This window comes from Janthinobacterium saanense (assembly GCF_014200675.1).
GTDB lineage: Bacteria > Pseudomonadota > Gammaproteobacteria > Burkholderiales > Burkholderiaceae_D > Janthinobacterium.
Genome location: NZ_JACHCI010000001.1, coordinates 527,142 through 552,414, shown reverse-complemented (window position 1 = coordinate 552,414; position 25,273 = coordinate 527,142). Strand labels below are relative to the sequence as shown.

At 61.1% G+C, this 25,273-nt stretch carries 24 protein-coding genes; 13 read left to right on the top strand and 11 right to left on the bottom strand.

Annotated features, from left to right (window positions below; translation table 11 throughout):
• The first annotated feature begins 7 nt into the window (after positions 1–7).
• Positions 8–403 carry a RidA family protein gene (locus HDE72_RS02540; RefSeq protein WP_183737139.1) on the top strand — a complete coding sequence of 132 codons (396 nt, stop codon included), beginning with the start codon at positions 8–10 and terminating at the stop codon, positions 401–403.
• 30 nt (positions 404–433) lie between these two features.
• Here the strand turns inward: HDE72_RS02540 and HDE72_RS02535 are convergent, their stop codons facing one another.
• Positions 434–1,030, bottom strand: a complete 597-nt coding sequence (locus tag HDE72_RS02535; protein ID WP_183737138.1) for a hypothetical protein — start codon at positions 1,028–1,030, stop codon at positions 434–436.
• Positions 1,031–1,319: 289 nt separating this feature from the next.
• Here HDE72_RS02535 and HDE72_RS02530 point away from each other — a divergent pair, with 289 nt between their 5' ends.
• The 3 genes from HDE72_RS02530 (at position 1,320) to gdhA (ending at position 3,715) form a co-directional block, all read left to right on the top strand.
• Positions 1,320–1,694 (top strand): hypothetical protein, encoded by a 375-nt coding sequence (locus tag HDE72_RS02530; RefSeq protein WP_183737137.1) that lies wholly within the window; start codon positions 1,320–1,322, stop codon positions 1,692–1,694.
• On the top strand, positions 1,688–2,101 hold the full coding sequence (locus HDE72_RS02525; RefSeq protein WP_183737136.1) for a hypothetical protein: 414 nt from the start codon (positions 1,688–1,690) through the stop codon (positions 2,099–2,101). The genes HDE72_RS02530 and HDE72_RS02525 overlap by 7 nt, the downstream gene beginning before the upstream one ends.
• A 270-nt stretch (positions 2,102–2,371) precedes the next feature.
• The gene (gdhA, locus tag HDE72_RS02520; RefSeq protein WP_183737135.1) at positions 2,372–3,715 is read left to right on the top strand and encodes an NADP-specific glutamate dehydrogenase; all 1,344 of its coding nucleotides are present in this window, start codon (positions 2,372–2,374) and stop codon (positions 3,713–3,715) included.
• Here gdhA and HDE72_RS02515 read toward each other — a convergent pair.
• The gene (locus HDE72_RS02515; RefSeq protein ID WP_183737134.1) at positions 3,712–4,269 is read right to left on the bottom strand and encodes a flavin reductase family protein; all 558 of its coding nucleotides are present in this window, start codon (positions 4,267–4,269) and stop codon (positions 3,712–3,714) included. The two genes, gdhA and HDE72_RS02515, sit on opposite strands and share 4 nt — an antisense overlap.
• 177 nt (positions 4,270–4,446) lie before the next feature.
• On the opposite strand from HDE72_RS02515, the gene HDE72_RS02510 reads away from it, so the two are divergent.
• Together HDE72_RS02510 and HDE72_RS02505 are read left to right on the top strand one after the other, a co-directional pair.
• Positions 4,447–5,073: a GIN domain-containing protein gene (locus tag HDE72_RS02510; protein WP_183737133.1), complete on the top strand. Its 627-nt coding sequence runs from the start codon at positions 4,447–4,449 to the stop codon at positions 5,071–5,073.
• Positions 5,074–5,076: 3 nt separating this feature from the next.
• Positions 5,077–5,868, top strand: a complete 792-nt coding sequence (locus HDE72_RS02505) for an enoyl-CoA hydratase (protein ID WP_183737132.1) — start codon at positions 5,077–5,079, stop codon at positions 5,866–5,868.
• A gap of 9 nt (positions 5,869–5,877) precedes the next feature.
• Here the strand turns inward: HDE72_RS02505 and HDE72_RS02500 are convergent, their stop codons facing one another.
• From HDE72_RS02500 to HDE72_RS02490, 3 genes are all read right to left on the bottom strand, one after another.
• The gene (locus HDE72_RS02500; RefSeq protein ID WP_183737131.1) at positions 5,878–9,051 is read right to left on the bottom strand and encodes a S8 family peptidase; all 3,174 of its coding nucleotides are present in this window, start codon (positions 9,049–9,051) and stop codon (positions 5,878–5,880) included.
• Position 9,052: 1 nt separating this feature from the next.
• A complete protein-coding gene (locus HDE72_RS02495; protein WP_183737130.1) occupies positions 9,053–9,799 on the bottom strand; it encodes an NF038120 family PEP-CTERM protein in 747 nt (248 codons plus the stop codon).
• A 157-nt stretch (positions 9,800–9,956) separates the two neighbouring features.
• Positions 9,957–10,418: an Lrp/AsnC family transcriptional regulator gene (locus tag HDE72_RS02490; protein ID WP_070217690.1), complete on the bottom strand. Its 462-nt coding sequence runs from the start codon at positions 10,416–10,418 to the stop codon at positions 9,957–9,959.
• Between the two features lie 99 nt (positions 10,419–10,517).
• Here HDE72_RS02490 and ilvB point away from each other — a divergent pair, with 99 nt between their 5' ends.
• Positions 10,518–12,263, top strand: coding sequence for a biosynthetic-type acetolactate synthase large subunit (gene ilvB, locus HDE72_RS02485; protein ID WP_183737129.1), 1,746 nt, complete (start codon positions 10,518–10,520; stop codon positions 12,261–12,263).
• A gap of 1 nt (position 12,264) precedes the next feature.
• Here the strand turns inward: ilvB and HDE72_RS02480 are convergent, their stop codons facing one another.
• Positions 12,265–13,134: a helix-turn-helix domain-containing protein gene (locus tag HDE72_RS02480; protein ID WP_221291126.1), complete on the bottom strand. Its 870-nt coding sequence runs from the start codon at positions 13,132–13,134 to the stop codon at positions 12,265–12,267.
• A gap of 160 nt (positions 13,135–13,294) precedes the next feature.
• On the opposite strand from HDE72_RS02480, the gene HDE72_RS02475 reads away from it, so the two are divergent.
• The 5 genes from HDE72_RS02475 to bamE are packed head-to-tail and all read left to right on the top strand — an operon-like array spanning position 13,295 to position 16,747.
• Positions 13,295–14,740, top strand: coding sequence for a cytochrome P450 (locus tag HDE72_RS02475; RefSeq protein ID WP_183737128.1), 1,446 nt, complete (start codon positions 13,295–13,297; stop codon positions 14,738–14,740).
• Positions 14,741–14,775: 35 nt separating this feature from the next.
• Positions 14,776–15,237, top strand: a complete 462-nt coding sequence (locus HDE72_RS02470; protein WP_183737127.1) for a GNAT family N-acetyltransferase — start codon at positions 14,776–14,778, stop codon at positions 15,235–15,237.
• Positions 15,234–15,593 (top strand): nucleotide pyrophosphohydrolase, encoded by a 360-nt coding sequence (locus tag HDE72_RS02465; protein ID WP_183737126.1) that lies wholly within the window; start codon positions 15,234–15,236, stop codon positions 15,591–15,593. Before HDE72_RS02470 ends, HDE72_RS02465 begins: the two co-directional genes overlap by 4 nt.
• 54 nt (positions 15,594–15,647) lie before the next feature.
• Positions 15,648–16,445, top strand: coding sequence for a hypothetical protein (locus HDE72_RS02460; RefSeq protein ID WP_183737125.1), 798 nt, complete (start codon positions 15,648–15,650; stop codon positions 16,443–16,445).
• Positions 16,442–16,747: an outer membrane protein assembly factor BamE domain-containing protein gene (gene bamE / locus HDE72_RS02455; RefSeq protein WP_183737124.1), complete on the top strand. Its 306-nt coding sequence runs from the start codon at positions 16,442–16,444 to the stop codon at positions 16,745–16,747. The genes HDE72_RS02460 and bamE overlap by 4 nt, the downstream gene beginning before the upstream one ends.
• A gap of 85 nt (positions 16,748–16,832) precedes the next feature.
• Here bamE and HDE72_RS02450 read toward each other — a convergent pair whose 3' ends face one another.
• From HDE72_RS02450 to HDE72_RS02440, 3 genes are all read right to left on the bottom strand, one after another.
• Complete coding sequence (locus HDE72_RS02450) at positions 16,833–18,464, bottom strand: methyl-accepting chemotaxis protein (RefSeq protein ID WP_183737123.1); 1,632 nt, start codon at positions 18,462–18,464, stop codon at positions 16,833–16,835.
• A gap of 441 nt (positions 18,465–18,905) precedes the next feature.
• Positions 18,906–21,056, bottom strand: a complete 2,151-nt coding sequence (locus HDE72_RS02445) for a DEAD/DEAH box helicase (protein ID WP_183737122.1) — start codon at positions 21,054–21,056, stop codon at positions 18,906–18,908.
• A gap of 215 nt (positions 21,057–21,271) precedes the next feature.
• Positions 21,272–22,144: an alpha/beta fold hydrolase gene (locus HDE72_RS02440; protein ID WP_260176367.1), complete on the bottom strand. Its 873-nt coding sequence runs from the start codon at positions 22,142–22,144 to the stop codon at positions 21,272–21,274.
• A gap of 172 nt (positions 22,145–22,316) precedes the next feature.
• Between HDE72_RS02440 and HDE72_RS02435 the strand changes: the two genes are divergently transcribed.
• Entirely contained in the window at positions 22,317–23,945 is a 1,629-nt protein-coding gene (locus HDE72_RS02435; RefSeq protein WP_183737120.1) for a M28 family peptidase, read from the top strand.
• A 38-nt stretch (positions 23,946–23,983) separates the two neighbouring features.
• Here the strand turns inward: HDE72_RS02435 and HDE72_RS02430 are convergent, their stop codons facing one another.
• Together HDE72_RS02430 and HDE72_RS02425 are read right to left on the bottom strand one after the other, a co-directional pair.
• Positions 23,984–24,400 (bottom strand): SRPBCC family protein, encoded by a 417-nt coding sequence (locus HDE72_RS02430; RefSeq protein WP_183737119.1) that lies wholly within the window; start codon positions 24,398–24,400, stop codon positions 23,984–23,986.
• Between the two features lie 153 nt (positions 24,401–24,553).
• Complete coding sequence (locus HDE72_RS02425) at positions 24,554–25,252, bottom strand: dienelactone hydrolase family protein (protein WP_183737118.1); 699 nt, start codon at positions 25,250–25,252, stop codon at positions 24,554–24,556.
• Positions 25,253–25,273 lie beyond the last annotated feature (21 nt).

The window sequence follows — 25,273 nt, the reverse complement described above, 5'->3', positions numbered from 1 at the left end:
AAACAGCATGACACAAACAGCCACCACCTACAATCACGGCGTTTCTTGGGAAGAACAATTCGGCGTCACCCAAGGCTATAGCATCAACGGCACCATCTACATTTCCGGCCAATTCTCGCACGACATGCAGGGCGCTTTCGTCGGTGAAAACGACTTCGATCTGCAGGCACGCACCACCCTGGAAAACCTCGACCGCGTACTGGCCGGCTTCCAGGTCGGACGTACGCAGATCGCGGAAATGGTGATCTACCTCGCCAACCCCGCCGAACATTTCCAGCCTTGCGTGGAACTTTTCAAGCAATACGTGGGCGACCATCGCCCGGCCGCCACCCTGATCGGCGTGTCCGGCCTGGCCTTCCCCCACCAGTTGATCGAGATACGCGCCGTGGCGCATGCTGCATAGCAGAAACCTCCCATCACAGCGCCGGCGGTATCACTTTGTACCGCCTGCACGTTCTCGCTTCATATAAAAAATCGTCTTGAACGTACAGGACGTTTCACTAAGAAACAAGGGCGTAAAACCTTGATCGTCAGTAATACCATGCTTGTCCCACCCACACCCGCTTATCTGATAATTCATACCAGCAACACCCGCGCCATCTGTCGGGCGTATCAAATGAGGCGAGCGTCCATAGGCTCCAGTCCCAACCATCCGTACAAATCGCACACGCTCGGGAACAATAGGAAATGGCGCCCGTACATAACCGGATCTCCCATGCGCATCTGTGATGCCTTTCAGGGTAACTAAAGGCAATTTTTCTGCCCCTTTGGTTTCCACAGGTGCATACACATCGAGAGAATAAGGCGTATGGGGGAGAATTTGCTTAGTCTCTGTATCGCGTAGTTGAAAATGACATCCATACGCACCGTCCCCCGCCTTGGGCAAGCCATCCACCGGCGTTGACCTGCATTCATAGGACGAGGTTGACGCTATCACGGGGACCGTGTTCGACACACAGCCTGAAAGCAACTGCGCACCGGCCATGGCCATACAGCCTGACACACCTCTGGCGGCAAAAGACTTGAGCATGATGGTATCTCCCATTCAAAGTAAGCAAACGGAGTGTCATTTTTGCCTGCTCGCCAAGAGAGCTGATTGGCATCAGTCAATCTTTCAGAAGATAAACATAGATATCACATTGGCCCATGAAGTGGCATCCCCTCCGCAAAAAACACCTGCCAACATAGGCGGCCGGTGCTGCTCTTCATCATCTTGCGCTCTCGCAACATAGAAGATTGTAGGCAAGTAAAAATCTGCTTTAGCGATTTACTGCAGCATGGCTTTCCATGCCGCAGGACAGCTCAATCAAGGATTTCTTATGCGCCGCCTGTCTCTCTTCGTGATTCTCACCCTGGTCGTTTTCGGCATGGTCGTCGCGCATGCGGCTCAAGGCTGGACATTCTCCTACCAACCGTTCCAGGGCCGCTACGCGATTTATGGCGATGGCCTGGGCGACCCGCTTCCGCCTACCGGCAAAGACAAGCGCATCGCATTCTGGATCGATGGCAAGGTGGCAAGGCAGATGTTCGAGGCCATGGGGCCGGACTTGCGCAATGTATGCGGCGCGGAAGGCGGACAACGCATCAGGCAACGGGCACAGCTGAGTTGCGCCTACCATCCCCGCGACGGCCACCATTGTGACTTCGGTTTTGACCTGGTGACGGGGCTCAGCATCGGAGGCTCCCTATGCTGAGGCGCATGTTGGCGCTGTTTGCAGTGCCGGTGCTCATGCTGCTGGCGCAACATGCCTCAGCTGTCTGGCAATACGTCCACAAGGATTTCTCTGGACGCTATGCCATTTACGGCGGCTATCTTGAAGAAGCGGTGTCCCCTGCTGCCGGCGATGCCAAGGCCGCATTCAATCTGACAGGCGCGGCGGCGCGGGATATGTTCAACGCCATCGGCCCGGATCTGAAGGACGCTTGTCCCGACCCACAAATCCGGATACGCAACCGCGAGACACTGTCCTGCCGCTATCACCCAGCCGATGGCTACCGCTGCGATTTCGGTTTTGACCTGTCAACCGGGCTCAGCATAGCCGGATCAGCTAGCGCTGCCATTTGCACTTCCTCCCCAGCATCGAAGGATGGCAAAAAGTAACTGCTGGTCCACCGCATTGCGTCTGCCGACAAGATGGATGCAAGAGTCTGCCTCTCGCCGCCACGCCATGCACAACGCCAGCCTCCCGCTGGCGTTGTGTTTTTCAGTCGTTATTTGCACCAGACCAATCCTGTTTTGCTGCGAAAAATATTCCTTCAACCTCCCGCAGAAAAATAGCAGAAAATCCTCCAAACCAAATTTTCGCACCATTTTTGTGCAAAATCTGAGAAGATATATGCTCAAATCAGCAATTAACTCCAGGGAATTTTGATGAAATACGCATCTGCTCACGAGTATGTCCAGCAAGTCGCCGCGCGCAATCCAGGTCAGCCCGAGTTTCTGCAAGCCGTCACCGAAGTCATGGAAAGCTTGTGGCCGTTCCTGGAGCAGCATCCGAAATACGCGGAGCAAGGCTTGCTGGAACGACTGGTCGAGCCGGAGCGCGTGGTGATGTTCCGCGTGTCGTGGGTGGACGATCATGGGCAGGTGCAAGTCAATCGCGGCTACCGCATCCAGCACAGCATGGCGATCGGGCCGTACAAGGGCGGTATCCGTTTTCACCCGTCCGTGACCTTGTCGGTGCTGAAATTTCTGGCCTTTGAACAAACCTTCAAGAATGCGCTGACGACCTTGCCAATGGGCGGTGGCAAGGGCGGTTCGGACTTCGATCCCAAAGGCAAGAGCCAGGGCGAGGTGATGCGCTTCTGCCAGGCCTTTGTCAGCGAACTGTTCCGGCATGTGGGAGCGGACACGGATGTGCCAGCCGGCGATATCGGCGTGGGTGGGCGCGAAGTCGGTTATATGGCCGGTATGATGAAAAAACTCAGCAACCGCGCCGACTGCGTGTTCACCGGCAAGGGCGCCAGCTTCGGCGGTTCCTTGATGCGTCCGGAAGCGACCGGTTACGGCACCGTGTATTTTGCCCAGGAAATGTTGAAGACGCAGGGACGCTCATTCGAAGGCATGCGCGTGTCCGTCTCCGGCTCGGGCAACGTGGCGCAATACGCGGTGGAAAAAGCCATGGACTTGGGCGCGCGCGTAGTGACCCTGTCGGACTCCAGCGGCACCGTCATCGATGAAGAAGGTTTTACGCCGGCCAAGCTGGCCATTTTGATGGAGATCAAGAATCACCTGTATGGCCGCGTCAGCGATTACGCCGAACGCACCGGCGTGCGTTTCGAAGCAGGTGTCTCGCCATGGCACGTGCCGGTCGATATCGCCCTGCCTTGCGCCACGCAAAATGAATTGACCATCGATGACGCACGCAGCCTGATCGCCAACGGCGTGGTGTGCGTGGCCGAAGGCGCCAACATGCCCACCACCATCGCAGCGGCCAAGGCTTTCGAGGCAGCCGGCGTTTTATATGCGCCGGGCAAGGCCAGCAACGCGGGCGGCGTAGCTACCTCGGGCCTGGAAATGAGCCAGAACGCAGCCCGCATCGCCTGGCCCCGCGAAGAAGTCGATGCGCGCCTGCTGCAAATCATGCAGGGCATCCATGCCGCCTGCAAACAATACGGCACCCGCGCCGATGGCACGGTCAGTTATGTCGATGGCGCCAATATTGCGGGCTTCGTCAAAGTCGCCGATGCGATGCTGGCGCAAGGTGTCATTTAAGAAATTTCAGGTTTCATCAGACTCTTACGGCTGATGGTGCGGCCCGACACCATGAACTCGCCATTACCCCGATAGTGCAGGGTTTCTGGCAGCTTGGGCGAGGTGGCCACGTGGGCTTTCACGCATTCGAGGATAAAAAAACCACCGCGCGGGTTGCCCGCCACCTGCGCCAGCTTGCATTCGAAGTTGGCGTAGCATTCGGCGATCAAGGGAGCGCCCACCTGCTCGGCCGGCTGCGCCGTCAAGCCGAAGGCGCTAAATTTATCCGTGTCGACACCGCTGCAATTTCCTATCGCCACCACCTGGTCCACCATGTCGGCCGTGGGCAGGTTGATCACGCATTCCATGCTGCGCTTGATCATTTCATGGCTGTGGTTCGCGTCGGAAATAAAGCAGCCCAGCAAGGATGGCGTGAATTCCATCAGCATATGCCAGCCCATGGTCATGATGTCGCTCTCGCCCTTCCAGCTTGAACTGACCAGCACGACGGGGCCGGGTTCCAGGAAGCGCCGGATATCGGCGACGGGGTAATCTTCTTTGTGGTAATTTTTCATGCCGTCTCCGGAGACTGTACAGGCCATAGCATAGACCAATGGCGGCCAGTTGGTCGCGCGGATGGTGCAGCGCTTGCGCCCCATCCATGTTGCGATTTGTGCAGTTCGTCGCAAATTTCTTCCACGCGAAGAAGTTGCGCCATAGAATACATTTATCAACAACTCAAGGAAATCGCCATGCGCCGTCTAGCCCTGTTTGCCGCCTTGCCCCTTGCATTGCTTAGCCCGGTGCATGCCGGCGAGCAGACGCGTGTAGTCGGCGCCTTCAATGCCATCGATATCCGTGGCCCCATCAGCATCGAGATCGAGTCGGGCAAGGAACAGAGCCTGATTCTGCGCGGCGACCAGCAATTTATCAGCGGCGTGATCACGGAAGTGGTCGATGGCGAGCTGAAAATATCGATGAAGGACAAGAACATCAAGAAGACCGAGGGCGATCCGCGCATCATCGTCACCGTGCCAGCCCTGCGCAAGCTGATCGCCGAAGGTGCGGGCGAAAAGATATTGACCAGGCTCAGTGGCCCCCGGGTCGACATCAGCTACAAGGGCGCCGGACGCTTGAGCGCCGATGGCCAGGTGGACTGGCTGCGCCTGAAGGCGCAAGGCGTGGGCGAAGTCGACACCAAGGCTTTATTGGCGAAAAACGTCGACGTCAATTTTGACGGCATCGGCTCGGTGAAAGTCTATTCCTCGGGCGAATTGAACGCCGTGGTGCGCGGCATGGGCGAACTGGTGTATTACGGCAAACCGAAGATCGTGCATAAATCGATCAGCGGCATCGGCAGCGTCACCGCCGCCAAATAGGCGATGGCCATGCCGCACATCGATGCACTGGTGCTGCGCGAAGACGACGGTGAGCTCGTCACCCTGCGCCTGAACCGTCCCGCGCAGTTCAATGCCCTCTCCAGCGCCATGCTGGCGGCGCTGCAGGCCGAACTCGATACCATCGCGCAGCAGCCCGCCGTGCGCTGCGTGGTGCTGGCCGCGCAAGGCCAGGCTTTTTGCGCGGGCCACGACCTGCGCGAAATGCAAGCCACGCGCCGCCTCGATCATTACCAGGCGCTGTTTGCGCAATGCTCACGCGTGATGCAATCGATACAGTCGCTCCCCGTGCCCGTGATTGCCAGGGTGCATGGCATCGCTACGGCGGCCGGTTGCCAGCTGGTAGCCAGTTGCGACCTGGCGGTAGCGGGCGAGGCGGCCCGCTTTGCCGTGTCCGGCATCAATGTGGGATTATTTTGTGCCACGCCCTCGGTAGCCCTGTCGCGCAATGTATCGCCCAAGCGGGCCTTCGAGATGCTGGTCACGGGCCGCTTCATCGACGCCGCCACGGCCGCCGACTGGGGCCTGATCAACCGCGCCGTGGCCGACGCTGCGCTCGATGAGGCAGTCGCGCAACTGGCCGCCAGCATCGTGGAAAAAAGTCCGACCGCAATACGCTACGGCAAAGCCATGTTTTACCGCCAGCGGCAAATGGCCCTGGACGAGGCCTACGCCTATGCTGGCGATGTCATGGCGCGCAACATGATGGAAGAGGATGCGGACGAAGGGGTGACAGCCTTTCTGGAAAAACGGCCGCCTGCATGGCGGCCGCGCTGAGTAGCTGATTTATTTCACCGGCACTGGCTTGCTGGCGCGCGCGCTACGCAACAGCGGTACGGGATCGGTGGTGTCGACCTCGATCACCGTCAGCCCTTGCAGCGTACCCGCCACCTGATATGCAAGTGCGCCCAGGTAGCGCTGGCCAGGCGCCAGGCCGGACCAGGACAGCGCCACCGATGCCGTGCCGCCTATGTAGGCGGTGCCCGGCATCAGCACCTTGAAGTTGCCATCGCTCAGGCCAGGCGCCAGCACCCACGACGACAGGGTGTAGTCGGCGCTGCCATTTTGCGGCGCGTAGCCGATCACGCAGACGCGGTAAGCGCCCGCTGGCGGCAAGCGCAGCTCCACTTGCTCGTTCGAGCCTTCATTGCCGCTGCTGCCCACCTGTTCACCGGCGGCGTTGTAGACCTCCATGTCGATGTCGGTGTTTGCGCCGCCCGTGGTGTCGTCATCGTAGGTGGCAAACCGCGCCGCCAGGGTGCCGGCCGGGATGACCACGCTATGCACATTCACGCCCACCGCGCCGCCCGTGGTGCAACTGCTTGAGGCCGTATTGTTGTCGGCCTGGCCGATGGAGCGCGTCTCGCGTGCTGCTGGCAGCAAGCCCGATTTGACGGCGACCAGCGGCCCGGAAAAGCCCGTGCCCAGGCTCAGCACCTTGCTGCCCGTGAGTGCTGCGCTGCCGACCAGCGGCGACACGGCCAGCACGCTGCCACGCGCCGTGAGCGCACTGCGCACGGTGTGCGCGCCATCGCTCCAGCTCAGGGCGCCATACACCCAGGTATCGACCGGCGCCGTGGTGCGCGTCAGCCTGACCTGGAATTGCGCGCTCTCGCCGGGCGCCAGCGACAGACTTTGCGGCGTGACTTGCACGCTAAAACCTGGCAGGCTGGCCGAGGCGTTGTAGACGGCGCTGCTGGCACCCACATTGGTCACCGTACGCTGCAAGGTCAGCGCGCCCAGCACATGGGCGGCAGTCAGCGACGCCAGGTTCAGATTGTAGGGCGCGATGGCGCCGATGGCGCTGCAATCGGTGGAATACGGCGTACGGATATTCAAGCCGCACAGGAAGCGCACGTAATCGACCAGACCCGCGTCATACACCAGACCGGGATCGCTGGCGCCATTGGGTGCGATATGGCCCGCGCCCTGCCCCCATGGCAACTGGCCTGCATTTTTCGCCGTCGCATCCCAGGGCAGGCTGCCATTCAAGCCGTCAGCATAAGTGCTGTACGCGGTCGTCATCAGCGCCGATTTGATGGCTGCCGGCGACCAGTATGGGTGCTGCTGGCTCAGCAGCGCCGCCACGCCAGCCACGTGCGGGCTGGCCATCGAGGTGCCCGTATAAAAATCCCATTCCACCACGGGTGCCACGCCACCGGCCGCCACCGCATCGCGCTGGGCCTGGGTCAGGTCGGCCGACACGGCTGCCAGGATATTCGTGCCAGGCGCCGACATGTCGGGCTTCAAAATATTCGGGTCGGCCACATTGGGCCCGCGCGAAGAACTGCCGCTGACGATGGGCGCCAGCACGCTGGTGTCGGCAATCGCATGCACTTCACCCAAGGCCACCGTCGCCGAGGGTGTGGCATCCATGTACGCTTTCAGGGTCTCGGCCGGGGCCAGTGCCAGCTGCACGGTAGACAGCACATAGCTCTGGTTGACGAGATTGGTGGCGCCGCCCGCCACATTGGCGATGACCACGCCAACAGCGCCCGCCGTTTTGGCATTCGCGCTCTTGTTGATGAGAATATTCGCGCCCCGGTCGCAGACCAGCACCTTGCCCGCCACCTTGGCCGGATCGAGATAAGCCGGGCTGCCATCGGCATCGCCAAAACAGCGCAGCAAGTTGATGTCGGTAGCCGCCACGCCAGGCAGGCCCGCATCGCGCGAGCGTATCAGCGGCGAGAGCGGCGTATTGGCATTGCTCGATGCGCCTTCCAGACGCCGGCCATCGCCAAGGATGACGTTGCCCGCGTACAGGCGGTTGTGGGTGGAATTGGCCATCGTCGCCAGCCACGGGCTGATGTGCGACACGGGCGCTTGCATATTGGGCGGCAGCGTGGAAGGGCCGGAATTGCCGCCCGAAGTCGCCACGAACACGCCCGCGCCGGCTGCGCCCAGGAAGGCCTGTTCGGTCGGATCATCGAAGGCGCCGCCGCCTGCGTTCGGGCCGATGGAAAAATTGATGACGTTGACGCCATCCTTCACGGCCTGGTCGATGGCGGCCACGCTGTCGGACGTGGCGCAGCCATTGCGGCCCGTCGACGCCGCGGTCCAGCAGACTTTATACACAGCCAGGCGCGCACGGGGCGCCATGCCCGAGACGGCGCCCAGCGAGACGCCGTCTACGCTGGCGGCCACGCCATGATTGCCGCCCGCCGTGGAAGCCGTATGCGAACCATGGCCGCCATGCCCTGTCGCACCGCCCAGGGAATCGCGCGGCGAGAGAAATTCCGTCCAGTGCAGCGCGGCGCTGGAAGTCCGGTAGTAGCGCGCGCCTATCAGCTTGTTGTTGCAATTGGCCGTACTAAAACCTTCGCCCTCCTGGCAGATGCCTTGCCAGTTGGCGGGCGGCGGGCCATACGCGACATGGCTGCCGCCGTGGCTGGGCACACCCTGGTCATCAAGGCGGTCGGCAAAGGATGGGTTCTCGGGCCAGATGCCCGTATCGACGATGCCGATAATGATGTCGTCGCCCGCATGCGCCGTGCCGCCCAGTTGCTCCCACAAGCCGCCCGGCTGATTCAAGCCCAGGAAAGTCGGCGTGTAGCTGGTGTCGACCTGCAGGATATGGTCGGCGCTGATGCTGGCCACGCTGCCGTTGCGCTTCAGGGCCCGCACTTCATCATCCGTCAGCAGCGCGGAAAAGCCATTGAAGACGACGTTGTAGCGGTGCGTGATATGGGCGGCCGGCACGCTGGCGCTCACCGCGGACTGGCGGCTATCGAGATAAGCGAGGTAGGCCTGCACATCGGCCGCGCCCACATTGATGCGCGCGCCCGGCGCCGGTTTGGTGGCGGCCAGGCTGGCCAGTTGGCCCGCATAGCTGGCGGCGGGCTTGTCGATCAATTGCACGATGTAAGAGCGGCGTTCCTGTGCCTGCGCAGATGGTGCAAAACCAGCGGCAAGGGTGGCAGCCAGACAAAAGATGGCCAACGAAACAGGATGAAGTTTCATCTCATGCTCCTTGCAGACGATGCGCCTGGCGGCGGCGCGACAACATGCCGATGGCGCAGAGGCCGGCCAGCATCAGCATCGACGTCGGGGGTTCTGCCACGGCGTTGATGCTGATGTTATCGAGGCCGAATTGCGCCTGGTTGAAGGCGGGGAAAGCGAGTGTATTGCTGCACAAGCCGAGCGCATTGAAAATGCAGGCATTGAAAGTGAGGTTCACAAAAACCTGGCTGCCGAAGGCGGCCGGCAGCAAGGCAGGCTGGAAGTGATAATTGCCATCGCTGCCCTGCCCTGGAAAATCCAGCGTGGCAGTCATCATCGAGCCATCGCGCAGCAAGCCGCTCAGTTGCAGCTGGCCCCAGTTCTGGTCGATGCCTCCCGCGACAGGGGCGATGAAGGAATAATCGAAACCGGCCAGCATGAATCCCTGCGCGTGCGACAGCTGGAGCCCGCCATCGTTGAGAATCGCCAGGTAATTGCCGCTGGCGCCACTGGGGCAGGCGAGGATATCGCAGGAAGAATCGGCGCCGCCGTCGAGCAGCGCGCCCACGCCGCTGGACCAGCCATTCGCGGCCGAGGTGGGGTCGGCCAAAAATAAAAAGGTGTAGCCCGAGGTCTGCAGCACGTCGCCGCTGCTGTAGATGTCGGGCGCGATATCGTCGAAATGGATCAGCGCCGCCATGGCGGGCGCGGCGCCAAACAAGATGAGGGCGGCGGCCAGCCACCGGGCCAGATGCGATAAACGATTCATTCTGCTTCCCCTGAAGATGATATTGAATCGATGGCGCGGCTGAGGCGGCGCCATCACGGGATACGGAAAATGAATAACATATACACAACACCCTGTTTTTATTTTTCCTCATCCTCCTGGCATTCAAGCTGCTTTTCTCTACTTAGCCTGCGCACGCTCAACGCTGCAGCGGCAGATAACTTTGCTTTAGTTGCCGCAAGACAAAGCTCGATTTGCTGTGGCGGATGCCGGGGATCTTGTACAGGCGCTCGCGCAGCAAACGTTCGTAGTCGCGCGTGTCGCTGACGGCGATGCGCAGGTAATAGTCGTAGTCGCCGGACACCAAAAAGGCTTCCAGCACTTCGGGGATCATGGCCAGCGCGTGGCCAAATTCAAACAGGGCCTGGTCGGAATGGTCGTCCAGGGTCACTTGCACGATGACGGTGTCGGCCAGCCCCACCTTGGCCGCATTCACGTTCACCGTGTAACCCTCGATCACGCCATCGTCCTCCATGCGCTTGATGCGCGCCCAGCACGGCGACGACGTCAGACCGACCTTGGCGCTCAGGTCATGCAGGCTGATGCGGGCGTCCTGCTGCAGCGCCGTCAGGATGGCGAGGTCGAATTTATCCAGCTTCATGCTGATTTTCCTTCACTTTGCAGCAAATTTTGCTGAAATAGTGATTTTACATCACAAATCCAGCAGCCTTTTCTGACAGGACAGATAGACAATAAGCGCATGAAACCTGACCACGCCACCCTGCTCGCTCCCGCCGTCGACCTTCCCTCCCGCAATGGCGCCAGTGTGCTGATTGACACCCTGCTGTCGCTGGGCGTGGATACCGTGTTCGGCTATCCGGGCGGCGCCGTGCTGCCCCTGTACGATGCGCTGCACGCGCAGCCGCGCCTGCGCCACGTGCTGGTGCGCCACGAACAGGCGGCCGTGCACGCGGCAGAAGGCTATGCGCGCAGCACCGGCCGGCCCGGCGTGGTGTTCGTCACCTCCGGCCCTGGCATGAGCAACACCACCACCGGCCTGCTCGACGCCCTGTGCGATTCGATTCCCGTGATCTGCATCAGCGGCCAGGTGGCGACAAAGGCGATCGGCACCAGCGCCTTCCAGGAATGCGACGCGCTGGGCATCTCGCGCCCCGTCACCAAATGGAACCGGCAAATCCGCGACGCCGAAGAAGTAGCAGCCGTGGTGCAGGCCGCGTTCGCACAAGCCACGCAAGGCCGGCCCGGCCCCGTGCTGATCGATTTTCCCAAAGATCTGCAACTGGCGCCCGTGCATGGCGCGCCGCCTATCCCGGCAGCACCGGCGCCGGCACGCCTGCCCGAACAAGCCGAGATCGAGCGCGCCGCCAGCCTGATGGCCGGCGCGCGCCAGCCCGTGTTTTATGGCGGCGGCGGCTTGATCAACTCCGGTGGGTCCGCCTGCGCCCTGTTCCAGGCGCTGGCCGCCATGGCCGGCGCGCCGTGTACCTTGACCCTGCTGGGCCTGGGCGCCTTCCCCGCCTCGCACCCGGCTTTCCTGGGCATGCTGGGCATGCACGGCACCCTGGAAGCGAATCTGGCCATGCACCATGCGGACCTGATCGTCTGCGTGGGCGCCCGCTTCGACGACCGGGTCACGGGCCAGCTGGACGCCTTCAGCCCCCACGCCAAAGTGATACACATCGATATCGACCCCGCTTCGATCCATAAAGTAGTACGTGCGGATGTCGCCTTGCGCGGCGATTGCGCACCCGTGCTGGCGGCGCTGGTGGGCGCCTTGCAAAGCCAGTCCAGGCAGGATTTATCCAGCTGGTGGCGCCGCATCGATGGCTGGCGTGCACAGAACAGCCTGGCGTTTGAGGACACGCCAGGCGTGATCGCCCCGCAAGCCTTGATGCAGCGCCTGCAGGCGGCGCTGGACGGCCAGGACGCCATCGTCGCCACCGACGTGGGCCAGCACCAGATGTGGGCCGCCCAGCATTTGCGCTTCGAGCGGCCGGGCCGCTGGCTCACATCAGGCGGCGCGGGCACCATGGGCTATGGCCTGCCGGCCGCCATCGGCGCGCAGATCGCCCATCCCGATAAAACCGTGGTGTGCGTCAGCGGCGACGCATCGATACTGATGAATATCCAGGAACTGGCCACCGCCGTACAGCACCGTTTGCCCGTCAAAGTGGTGTTGTCGAACAATGGCTATATGGGCATGGTGCGCCAGTGGCAGGAACTGATACATGGCGGGCGCTACAGCCACAGCTACACCGAAGCGCTGCCCGATTTCGTCGCCCTGGCGCGCGCCTTCGGCTGGCAAGCCCGTACGGTGGAACACCGCGCGGAACTGGATGCGGCGCTGGCCGAGTGTCTGGCCGCCGATGGTCCCTACTTTCTCGACGTGCGCGTGCATGGCGAGGAAAACTGCTTCCCCATGATGGCGCCCGGCGCGGGCCACCATCAGATCACGCTGCGCAAGGGCCTGGTCTACGCAGAATAAATTAGTTCCAGATACGGTATATCCAGTAGCTTTCGTCTTCCTTCATGGCGCGCGTCAGCTCGGTCGGCGTCAGGCCGGTGATTTCACGCGTCTCGCGGCAGAAATGGGCCTGGTCGGCATAACCGCCGCTGGCGGCCACCTCGGTCCATGACACCCTGCCCTGCAAGATGGCTTCGCGCTCGTCGAGGAATACCTGTTCTGCGCGGCGCATGCGGCGCAAAGTGCGCATGGGCTGGCCGGCCCAGGCCTTGATGCGGCGCTCGATATTGCGCGCACCGCTGGCCAACCCTGTCGATGCCGCCTGCACGCCCAGGCGGCGTACCCAGTCCTGCATGGCGCCTGCCGAATGATCGCCGGCCTTGCGGACCGCTTGCCAGCGTGGCGCCAGAAAAGCTTCCAGCAGACGGATGCGCGCTTCATCGTCGGGCGCAGCCAGCATGGCGTCGGACAGCACCTGCCAGTCGGCGTCGAATATGGTTTCAAGCGGGCGAAACTGGTCCAGCAAGGCATCCATCGACACGCCCGTCAACGCATATAAGGCGGCCGGGTAAAACATCACAATAAACGAGTGCACGGGACCAGGGTTGTAGCTGACCAGCGGATACGAGCGGGGGCCACCGACCAGTGCGGGCAGCATGCGCACATCGGCCAGCGACAGGCCCGGTCCGGCGGCCTCCAACTCACCCTTGATGGTCCAGACGATGCAGCACATGGGCACGGCAGGAAAGCGGTTCAGGCGCTGCGCGGGTGGCAAGGGCGCGCAAGACGTGGTGTCGCGCACGACGATGGCGCGCACGCAGGACGCCAGCGCCATGCGTGGCGCAATCAGGCGCGTGATGGCTGCGGCAGGGTTTTTCGGCGTGGTCGACATGCGGCTCATTCTACAGCGAGTGGCATAATTTGCAACGCGGTGAAAATACCTGTGATGATGTCGTAAACGTTCAATACGCGGCACCGTGCGGCGCGTACAGTCAAGCCATCCTCAACACGCATCTTCAACATGTATCTTCAACATTCAGCAGGAGCACGCCATGCCGCCACTCGATCACACCGCCACACCATCGAATAGTCGTCCGCTGCGCCAGATCCGCCAATTGCCGGGACCCTGGGCACTGCCCTTTATCGGAAATAGCCTGCAAGTCAAACTGCCACGCATCCACCTCGACATGGAAGGCTGGGCACAGCGCTACGGTCCCTTCGTGCGCGCCTGGTTTGGTCCGCAATTGATGCTGGTGGTCTCCGATAGCGAGGCGATTACCGCCATACTGCGCGACCGTCCGGATGGCTTTCGCCGGCCCCTCAGCAGCGTCATCGTCGCCGAAGAGATGGGCAGCCAGCCTGGCGTGTTCCTGGCCGAAGGCGCCACCTGGCGCAACCAGCGCCGCATGGTCATGGCCGGCATGGCGCCCGGCGCCATCAAGGCGTATTTTCCCTCGCTGGTGACGGTAGCGCAGCGTTTGCAGCGGCGCTGGGCTCACGCCGCCGCGCACGGCCAGACCATCAACCTCGATGACGATTTAAAGCGCTACACGGTCGACATCATCGCCGGCCTGGCCTTCGGCACCGAGGTCAATACCCTGGAAGCGGGCGACGACGTGATCCAGCGCCATCTGGATGCGATTCTGCCGGCCGTGGCGCGGCGCAGCCTGTCCCTTGTGCCCTACTGGCGCTATGTCAAGCTGCCGCGCGACCACCGCCTCGACCGCGACATGGCGGCCCTGAAGCTGGCGATAGCCGATCTGATAGCACAGGCACGGTTGCGCATGGCGCAAGACCCGGTGCGCCGCGAGCGTCCGCCCAATCTGCTCGAAGCGATGATAGGCGCAGCCGATGAAAAAGACAGCGGCGTCAACGACGGCAATGTGGCGGGCAATGTGCTGACCATCTTGCTGGCGGGTGAAGACACAACGGCCAACACGCTTTCATGGATGCTGTATCTGCTGCAGCGCAATCCGCAAGCCTTGGCCAAGGCGCGCGACGAAGTACGCCGCCTGGCGCCCGATGTTTCCGCCTTCACGATCGAGCAAATGGATAGCCTGGACTACCTGGGCGCCTGCGCCAGCGAAGCGATGCGCTTGAAACCGGTGGCGCCGTATATCCCGCTCGAAGCGCTGCGCGACACCGTCATCGCCGACATCGCCATCCCGGCCGGCACCATGATTTGCTGCCTGATGCGCCACGATACGGTATCCGATACGCATTTTGCCGATGCGCAAGCATTCAAGCCCGAGCGCTGGCTGGCCGAGGGCGAACACGAGACCAACAACAAGCGGGCGGCCATGCCTTTCGGCTCCGGCTTGCGCACCTGCCCCGGCCGCTATCTGGCCTTGCTGGAAATCAAGATCGCCATGGCCATGCTGCTGGGCAGTTTCGATATTGCCGGGATCGATACGCCCGATGGTGGCGAGGCGCAGGAATTGATGGGTTTTGTGATGTCGCCCGTGGGCCTGTCGATGCGCCTAAAGAAGCAGGAGTGATACCATGGGGAAATCACATTTTATGTACTTTCCCCATGCAAATCCATCTTGAATCGCCGCAACAAGCCGATGTGCTGGCCCTGATCGCCGAGCTCGACGCCTACCAGCAAAGCCTGTATCCGGCTGACAGCGTGTACTCGCTGGATCTGGCGTCGCTGCCGCCGGCCTCCTTGCTGTTTGCCGTCGCGCGCGATGCAAACGGCCTGGCAGTCGCCTGCGGCGCCATCGTCGTCACACCCGAATTTGGCGAAGTCAAGCGCATGTATGTGCATCCGGACAGCCGTGGCCTGGGCCTGGCCCAGCGCCTGCTGGCCGTGCTGGAAGCGCAGGCGCTCGAGCGTGGCTGCCGCCTGCTGCCACTGGAAACAGGCATCCACCAGCCAGCCGCCATCGCCCTGTATGCACGCCAAGGCTACCAGCGGCGCGGCCCCTACGGCGGTTATCCGGACGACCCGTTCAGCGTCTTCATGGAAAAACCGTTGGCGCTGGCGGCATGAGCGCGCCTGCTGACAGCCTGCTCGACATCCGCGCACGCCTGCGCTCCTTTGCGCAAGAGCGCGACTGGGACCAGTTCCATACGCCAAAAAACCTGGCCATGGCGCTGTCGGTGGAAGTGGCGGAACTGGTGGAACACTACCAGTGGCTGGCCACCGGCGCGGACGCGGAACTGGACGAGGCGAAACGCACGGGCATCCGCCACGAACTGGCCGATGTGCTGATGTATCTGGTGCGCCTGGCCGACAAGAGCGGCGTGGACCTGCACGCGGCCGTGCTGGAAAAGATGGCACTCAATCGTTTGAAATACCCGGCGGAACTGGTGCGTGGGGACGCGCGCAAATCGACCGAATACTGAGCTGCTGAAGTCATGCGTGCGTGGCGGTTGGGCGAAACAGCGTAGCATGGCTGCATGCGTGCCTTACTTCCACTGCTAGTTGGCTTACTGCTCCACAGCACGATTGCGCTGGCGCAAACTGCGCCCACGCAACAAGTACCGCAAGTCAAGGTTGACGCCACGCGCGACCCGGTCGATAAATCCTACCGCAAGATGATGCAGGGTGTGGACCGCTTCGAGCGCGACCATGCGCTGGCACCACAGGCCAGCCTGCGCTTCCGGCTGCTGCCGCGCCAGCCCGGCGTGGACATGAGCGGCGTACAGCTGCGCATCGCCGGCGACACCGTCAGCGTGCCGCTGCCCCTGGCAGCCGACAACAGTTTTGCGCCCGTGCGCAATGAGCAAGCCTTGCGCGAAGACGCCGTGCTGCTCGCCAACCGCAAGGCCAGCAGCATGAGCTGGCGCGCCCAGGTGATCACGCCCGGCTTGCCGCCCGATACGCGGCGCCTGGGCGACTTGCGCCTGGAATGCCGCGCCGGCATGGATTCCGGCCTGATTTCAAATGACCCGCAAATCATCGCCTGGCTCTCGAGCATGTTGTACAGCACCGACAAGGTGTGCAATCAGCCCGACGGCAATTATTTGTTCTTCGCGGACCGCCCCCTGTTTGGCGTGACGTTGGTGCATGGCGAACGCCGCCTGGCGCTGCCGTTCAGGATGCTGTACGCAGGCGGCGAGCAGACACCCGCCTCGCTGCCCTATTGCGATTGCCAGGTCTTGCTGGACCGCAGTTATTACGCGCCCCTGTGGGATGCCAGCTGGCCCGACGACAGCTTGCTGGAATTGCGTTATATGGACGAGGTGACGCCATGAAGTGGCTGAGTCTATTGCTGCTCGCCACGCTGACCGCCTGCTCGGGCACGCGCGCCTTGCAAGCGAGCAAGAATGTGCCTTACGCCACCCTGGAACACACCGTGCAGATCGGCGCCAGCAAGCAGCAAGTACGTACGGCTCTGGGCGACAGCACGGCCATCCGTTTCGACAGCGGTAATGAAGTGTGGATGTACACCTACCCGACGCAATCCGGTGCGCAGGGGGAATTTGTGATTTTGTTTGGGGAAGATGGGGTGGTGAAGCAGGTGCGGCAGGGAGAGGTGTATCAGCTTAAACGCTGATACAGTTTGAGTACCCCAAGGGCAAAGACCGGGGTCGTACCCTGAGGGTACGACCCCAGCATTTGCAGTCTGGGTTTGACTTTTTTTACCTCGCCTTCAACAGCGCCCGCGCCCCCACGCCAGCGCTCTTGCGCTTGGGCGAAGATTTCAGTTTAAAAATGCTGATCGACTTGGCCACGCTGTCCGTGCGCTGCGCCAGGTTCATGGCGGCCGCCGCTGCCTGTTCCACCAGCGCGGCGTTTTGCTGCGTGATGCCATCCATATGAATCACCGCCTGGTTGACCTGGCCTATGCCCTGGTTCTGTTCGCGCGTGGTCGAGGAGATTTCATCCATCACTTCCGTCACGCGGGCTACAGAGGCGATCACTTCCGTCATGGTCGCGCCCGCATTGCTGGTCAGCTCGGTGCCCGCATTGACGGTGGCGATCGAATGGTCGATCAGGTGCTTGACTTCCTTGGCAGCCGTGGCCGAGCGCTGGGCCAGGCTGCGCACTTCGCCCGCCACCACCGCAAAGCCGCGGCCATGCTCGCCGGCGCGCGCCGCTTCCACGGCGGCGTTCAAGGCCAGGATATTGGTCTGGAAAGCGATGCCGTCGATCAAGCCGATGATGTCGAGAATCTTGCGCGAGGAACTGCTGATCTCATCCATGGTGGTAACCACTTCCGTCACGATGGCGCCGCCCTTGGCCGCGATACCAGACGCCTGCAGCGCCAGGTCATTGGCCATGGCCACGTGTTCGGCGCTGTTTTGCACGGTCGAGGTAAGCTCTTCCATACTGGCCGCCGTTTGTTCCAGGCTGGACGCCTGAGACTCGGTGCGGCTGGACAAGTCCATATTGCCGGTGGCGATTTCGGCCGTGGTGATGCGGATATCTTCAAAATTGGCGCGCACGTCGCCGATGATGCTGTGCAAATTGATATTGGTCTGGCGCAAGGCCGCCATCAATTGACCCATGTCATCATCACGCACATGTTCGATGGTGCCCGTCAAATCGCCACCGGCCATCTTGCGCGCCACCGTGATGGCGTCGTTCAGGGGGGCGGCCAGCGAATTGTGCAAGTGCGACCAGAAATACAGGGCCAAGGCCACGCCCACGGCGGCGGCGCCACTGAGCCAGCTGCGCGTGGCCGTGCTGGTTTCGCCATCGATATTCCACACGGCGCAGCCGAGGATGATCAGGATCAGGCCAAAGATCACACAATGCAGGGCAATATCCTGCGGCAGGCTCAGCTTGCGCCATTCCGCCAGCCTGGCGGCCCAGCCCTGGCGCACGATACGGCCATTGCGTATCGCCAGCTTGGACGTATTGCCCTCTTTAAAACCTTGGTACAGGGCAGCCGCCTCGTTGATCTGCTCGCGCGTGGGTTTGGTGCGCACGGACATATAGCCGATGGGGCGGCCGTTTTCAATCACGGGCGTGATATTGGCCAGCACCCAATAGAAATCGCCATTCTTGCAGCGGTTCTTGACCATGCCCGTCCACGGCATGCCGCTCTTGATGGTTTCCCACAGGTCGGCAAATGCTTCGACCGGCATATCGGGGTGGCGCAGGATATTTTGTGGCGCCCCCAGTAATTCCATTTCTGAAAATCCGCTGACTTCAATGAAATACTGATTCGCATAATTGATGTTTCCCTGTAAATCCGTAGTGGAAACAATCGTCATGCCCTCATTTAATACGTATTCATTTTGCGTAATAGGCGTGTTGACCCGCATTGTCGCTCCTCTATTTTTCTCAACTAGCATAACAAAAACATAAAAACAATATACCACATCAAGCACCTGCCAGATATGCGCTCATAGGACATGACGCCTATCAAACAATATGATAAAAATTAACTATGCTACCTTTTAGTATTTACTTTAATTCAATTAAATTGACTTTATTAAAATAAAAATAAATGACTGAGTTTTAGTAAAAAAATTATTCAAATATTATTTATTGCTCAAGTCATTGTTAACTCAGGAGAAAGCGCCGGGTAATAGATGGCGCGTGCGGATACAAACAGTATCGGCGTGCCGTGGCCTTCAGCAATGGTAGCGTAAGAGGGGAAAGTGTTTCTTGCGGGAAAATAAATACCTGGCACGCAGGTGCCAGGTACAGAGTTGTCTCGAATCCGAGACACAGGCGCCGGGGAGGCGCCTGCGAGGCTGCCATTACTTGAACTTGCGCGGCGCCTTGTGACGCGGTGCTTCAGGCTTGCGCTCCGTGGTGCCGTCATCGAGGCTGATACGCAGCTTCTGGCCCGAGACGACGACCGTTTTCAGGTGGTCGAGGATCTCCGGTGGCATGCCTTCCGGCATATCCAGGATGCTGAAGTTGTCATAGATATCGATACGGCCGATCAGCTTGGCTTCCAGGTTCGCTTCGTTGGCGATGGCGCCCACGATGTTGCTTGGCGTTACAGCGTGTTGACGGCCCACTTCGATGCGGTACGCCGTCACGCCTGGACGTGCACGTTCTTTCTTCGGTGCCCGTGGCGCTGCGTCAAACGCTGCTTCAGGCGCGGCTGCCGGCGCGGCCTTGGCGGCAAACGGCTTGCGCGGGCTCGCTGGCGCCAGGTCTGGCGCATCGCCGTCACGGCTGATGCGCAATTGCTGACCTGCAACCCACACGCCTTTCAACTGGTCCAGCAATTCTTTCGGCATGGTGTCCGGCAAATCGAGGACGCTGTAATCGTCGTAGATTTCGATACGGCCAATGTTTTTCGAATCGATGCCCGCTTCGTTGGCGATGGCGCCCACGATGTTGCCAGGTTTCACGCCATGCTGATGGCCTACTTCGATACGGAAAGTTTGCATGCCGGCGTCGGCTGGACGCGAGATGCGTTCTTTTTTAGGGAAGGCTGGACGCTCGCTGCGCTCAGGACGGTCGAAGCGGTCGTTACGCTCAAAGCGGTCATTGCGGTCATTGCGTTCAGGACGGTCAAAACGGTCTTGGCGCACTGGACGGTCGTCTTGCCAGGTGCTTTGCTCGCGCTGCTTGTTCTTGTCCAGCAACAACGGCACATTGCCACGGGCCATCTTCGCCAGGGCGGCGGCGATCTCGATGGCGGGAATGTTTTGCTCACGCTCGAAATCTTCGATCAGCGACTGGAATTGTTCCAGTTCACCCAGCGCCAGGGTTTCGGTAATCTGTTCCTTGAACTTGGCGATACGCACGTCATTGACGGCCTGGATGGTCGGCAATTCCAGCATGCCGATAGGCTGGCGCGTGGCGCGTTCTATCGATTTCAGCAAGTTCTTTTCACGCGGGGTGATGAACAGAATCGCTTCACCGCTGCGGCCGGCGCGGCCGGTACGGCCGATACGGTGGGTATAGCTTTCCGGATCGTGCGGCACGTCGTAGTTGATGACGTGGCTGATGCGTTCGACGTCCAGGCCGCGGGCGGCCACGTCGGTTGCCACCAGGATGTCGATCTTGCCGTCTTTCAACTGCTGAATCGTGCGCTCGCGCTGTGCTTGCTGGATATCGCCATTGATGGCGGCAGCCGAAAAACCACGTGCCTGCAGCTTGCCGGCCAGCTCTTCCGTACCCAGCTTGGTGCGGGCAAAGATGATCATGCCGTCGAACGCTTCGGCTTCCAGGATGCGGGTCAATGCGTCAAGCTTGTGCATGCCCGACACCAGCCAGTAGCGCTGGCGGATGTTGTCCGCCGTACCCGTCTTGGCGGCCACGGTGACTTCAGCCGGGTTGTTCAGGTAGGTGGTGGCGATGCGCTTGATGACCGATGGCATGGTGGCCGAGAACAGGGCCGTTTGATGGCCTTCCGGCGTTTCTTTCAAGATGCGTTCGACATCGTCGATAAAGCCCATGCGCAGCATTTCATCGGCTTCGTCCAGCACCAGGGTTTTCAGCTTGGACAGGTCCAGCGAACCTTTGTCCAGGTGATCGATGACGCGGCCTGGCGTGCCGACAACGACGTGCACGCCACGACGCAGCGCCGACAGTTGCGGACCATAGCTTTGGCCGCCGTAGATCGGCAGCACGTGGAAACCAGGGATGTGGGCGGCGTAGACCTGGAACGCTTCGGCGACCTGGATCGCCAGTTCGCGCGTCGGGGCCAGCACCAGGGCTTGGGGTGAGCTTTGTTTCAGATCGATGCGCGACAGGATAGGCAGGGCGAAGGCAGCGGTTTTACCGGTACCCGTTTGTGCCTGGCCCAGCACGTCGCGATTGGCGAGCAATAATGGAATCGTTGCCGCCTGGATAGGCGACGGTGTTTCGTAACCGACATCCTTGAGCGCGCGTATCAGCGGCTCGCTCAGGTTAAGGTCGGAAAATAAGGAAATTGGTGTATCAGACATGAAATCACTCACAAGTTCGCTCGAATCGCCCAATGCGAAAGAGTGTATCCTCTAGTTTACTCTTTACTGGACGATACCGGGTGGATGCCGACCGGATAACGCCGTTTTTTGCGTCCTAAAACGCAGAAAAATCGGCGATCCGCACGTAATTGGTGCAAAACAGTGTCAACATTGAATCTTTAATAAGAAATACGGCAGCACCGCTGGCCCGGACATTACACGGCTCCCGGGTTAGACAAAAAAGCCAGCAAGTCCTGATTCAACCTGTCCTTGTGGGTGCTCGCCAGACCGTGCGGCGCGCCCGCATACACCAGCAGCTTGCTACCGATAATCAATTCCGCCGTGCGCCTGGCCGAGGCGGCGATCGGCACGATCTGGTCATCGTCGCCATGGATCACCAGGGTGGGCACGTCAAATTTGGCCAGATCCGGCGTGAAATCCGTTTCCGAAAATTGCTTGATGCACAAATAGGCGGCCGGCATGCCCGCTTGCATGCCCTGCCGCCAGAAACTGTCGCGCACGCCTTGCGACACCTGCGCGCCGGGCCGGTTATAACCATAAAAGGGCTCGCTCAAGTCGCGGAAGAACTGGCTGCGGTCCTTGTGTACGCCGGCGCGGATGTCGTCAAAAGCCGATAGCGGCAACCCCAGCGGATTGTTGTCTGTTTTCAGCATCAGCGGCGGCACGGCGCCCACCAGCACGGCGCCGGCCAGGCGGTCCGTGCCATGACGACCGATGTAGCGCGCCACTTCGCCACCGCCCGTGGAATGCCCGACCAGGGTGGCGCCCTGCAAGTCCAGCGCTTCGATCAGGGTGGCCAGGTCGTCGGCATAGGTATCCATGTCGTTGCCCTGGAAAGGCTGGCTGGAACGGCCATGGCCGCGCCGGTCATGCGCGATGACCCTGTAACCATGCTCAGCGAGAAAAAACATCTGGTCTTCCCAGGCGTCGGACGACAAGGGCCAGCCGTGACTGAAGACGACCGGCGCGCCGCTGCCCCAGTCCTTGTAGTAAATCAAACTGCCATCGGCGGTCTGCACGGTGTTGCCAGAATGACTGTGCTGCAAGCTGCTCTCTGCTGCGCTCATGGTGACGCTCCCTGTTGTGGGGCCAGCCGGCTGGCGGCCAAGCTGCATTGTGGCCCGGATCGTTGCAGCCGCGCCGCACGCCTCGCGCCGCCGCTTGCGGTAGAGTAAGATTGCCTCTGATGCCAGACCCTGATCCCGGCATCGCCTACCCGTTTTCACTTTTGGAGTCTTCATGCGTTCACCCCTCGCCCTCGCTGTCGGCATCGCCTTGCTCAGCAGCTACGCCCATGCCCAGCCCCTGCCCGTCGTCGCCGAAGCGCCGCTGCGCGCCCATTTATCATTCCTGGCCGACGACTTGCTGGAAGGACGCGGCACGGGCCAGCGCGGCGGCGACCTGGCGGTGCGCTACCTGGAAACCCAGGCAGCCATCATCGGTTTGCAACCATTGAAAGACGGCACGTATCGCCAGGGCGTGAAGATTGTCGGCAGCAAAGCCTTGCCTGACAGTACGGTCAGCTTCACGGCCGGCGGCAAGACCTTCTCGCCCGAGGTGGGCAAGGGCATCGTGTATGGCGCCTCGAACGGCCAGCAAAAAGTGGCCTTCGACGCACCGGTCGTCTTCGTCGGCTACGGCATCCGCGCGCCCGAAGAGCAATGGGACGATTTCAAGGGCATCGACGTCAAGGGCAAGCTGCTGGTGATGATGGTCAACGACCCGCAACCGACGGCTGCCGAACCGAATCGTTTCGCCGGCAAGTCGCTCACCTATTACGGCCGCTGGGTCTACAAATACGAGGAAGCGCTGCGCCAGGGCGCCGCCGGCGTGTTGCTGATCCACACGACGGAATCGGCATCCTACCCTTGGAGCGTGCCTGCCAACGGCTTCAGCCATGAACGCTTCAACCTGGCAGGCGCCGGCAATGCCTTCGAAGGCTGGCTGCAGGAAGACACGGCGCGCGAACTGTTCCAGGCGGCCGGCCAGGACCTGGACGCCCTGCGCGCCAAGGCTGAAACGCGCGACTTCCAGCCCGTCGCCCTGAACGCCACCGTGCAAGTGAAGGTCGACAGCAAGATCCGCAGCATCGAGCAATTCAATGTGGCCGGCATCGTGCCGGGCACCGATCCCAAGCTGAAAGACGAAGCCGTGATTTATTCGGCCCACTGGGATCATCTGGGCATCGATGAAGGCGGCCAGGCGCGCGGCGACAAGACCGACCACATTTATAACGGTGCGGTCGACAATGCCTCGGGCGCGGCAGCCTTGCTGGCCATGGCGCAAGTGGCCGTGAAGCAACCAGCGCGCCGCACGCAAATCTTCCTGTGGCCGGCCGGCGAAGAAACCGGCATGCTGGGCAGCACTGCCTGGGTCCGCACACCGTTGTGGCCGCTGGACAAAACCGCTGCCGACCTGAACCTGGACAGCATGAACTTCGTTGGCAAGACGCGCGACATCGGCGTGGCCGGCGCCGAGCGCAGCAGCCTGTACGCCAGCGCCGGCAAGGTCGCCAAGCGCATGGGATTACGCCTGGCGCCAGCGATTCCCGACCTGTCGGGCGCCTTTTTCCGCGCCGACCATTTCAGCTTTGCCAAGGCCGGCGTGCCCGCCTTCAACGTGGGCTCGGCCGTATTTTCCGGCGACGGCTACTTTGATTTCGTGAAAGATCCGAAAGAGTCAAACGAGCGCATGGTGGCCTTCAAGAAGGTCTATCACCAGGTGACCGATGAATACAACCCGGCCTGGGATTTGTCGGGCATGGTGCAGCAGGCGCAATTTACCCTGAACCTCGGTTATGAAGTGGCCAACGACAAGACCATGCCAACCTGGAACAAGGGTGAAGCGTTTGGCAAAGTGAAGCGCTAAAACAAAGAGGGGCAGTTCATCAGAACTGCCCCTCTTGTTTAGATTGCCATGATGCGTTTCAGGTCGGCGAAGGCCGTTTCATACAGATGTTGAAACGCGGCGATCATGACGTCTTCCACGCCTTCGGCCGCATCGAACTCGCTCGACCATTCGGCCACGCAGGAGGTGGCGCCCGGTTCACCGCTGACGCGCAGGGTGGAGCGGTAATTCTTGACGGGTATCGGTCCCGAGACGATGGTGTAGCTATAACTCTTGTCCGCTTCGCTGAAACTTTGCAGACGTTCGGCGATGATGGCGCCATCCGTGGTCTTCAGGCGGCGCACCCGGCCGCCCTGCTCTGCCAAACTGGTCTTGATCGAGCTAGACCATTCAGCCAGCGACTGGAAGCCGCCGATAAAATCCCACACGCGTTCGGCGCTTGCCGCCAATGTCACAGAAACAATTACTTGGGCCATCTTTAATTCAACATCCTAGTCTGGGTTTGCGGGGCGCTGTTACGTAGCGCCGTGCCCGCCTGCCGGGGAGACCCGGCACAGGCGCTATTGTAGCGCCCGTGCGGTTTTGCTGCTCAAGGGGCAGCGCTTGCTGTCCGCTTTTTCAACAATCTATTACAGATTTTCCGACAGGAAAATCAGCGAATTGCCATGCGCCTGGGTGGCTGCGCGCTGGTGATAGCTGGAGCGGTGGGTGCAGTTGAAACCATGCTCGGCGCCCGGATAGATGTGGATTTCCACTTCTTCACGGTCTTCAAAGCGCTGGGCGATCTGTTGCACGGCTTCCGGCGGGATATGGCTGTCCTGACCGCCGAAATGCATCAGCAGCGGCACCTTGATCTGGTCGGCCAGGCCCAGCTGGTTCTGGATGCCGCCGCCATAGTAGGCAATCGCTGCATCGACCAGGCCGGCAGCAGCCGTGCGGTAAGACAGACGGCCGCCGAAGCAATAGCCGATGGAGGCGATCTTGCCTTCCACTTCAGGGCGCGCGCGCAGGGCGGCGACGGTGGCGGTGATGTCTTCCAGCGCGTGCTCGTTGTCGGTAGCCTGCATCAGTTCGACGGCGCGTTTCCAGCCCGCTTCGTCATAGCCCAGCTCGATGTGTGCGCCTTCGCGCCAGAACAGGTCAGGCACCAGCACCACGTAGCCATCGGCGGCGTACTGGTCAGCCACGGCACGGATGTGCTCGTTGACACCAAAAATTTCCTGCAACAGGATGATGCCGGGGCCTTTGCCGATATGCGGCACGGCCAGGTAAGCCTGGAAGCTGCCATTCGGGCTGGCGACGTCGATCCACTGCGAAGTTGTGCTCATAGGGTGTCCAATCAGTTCAGG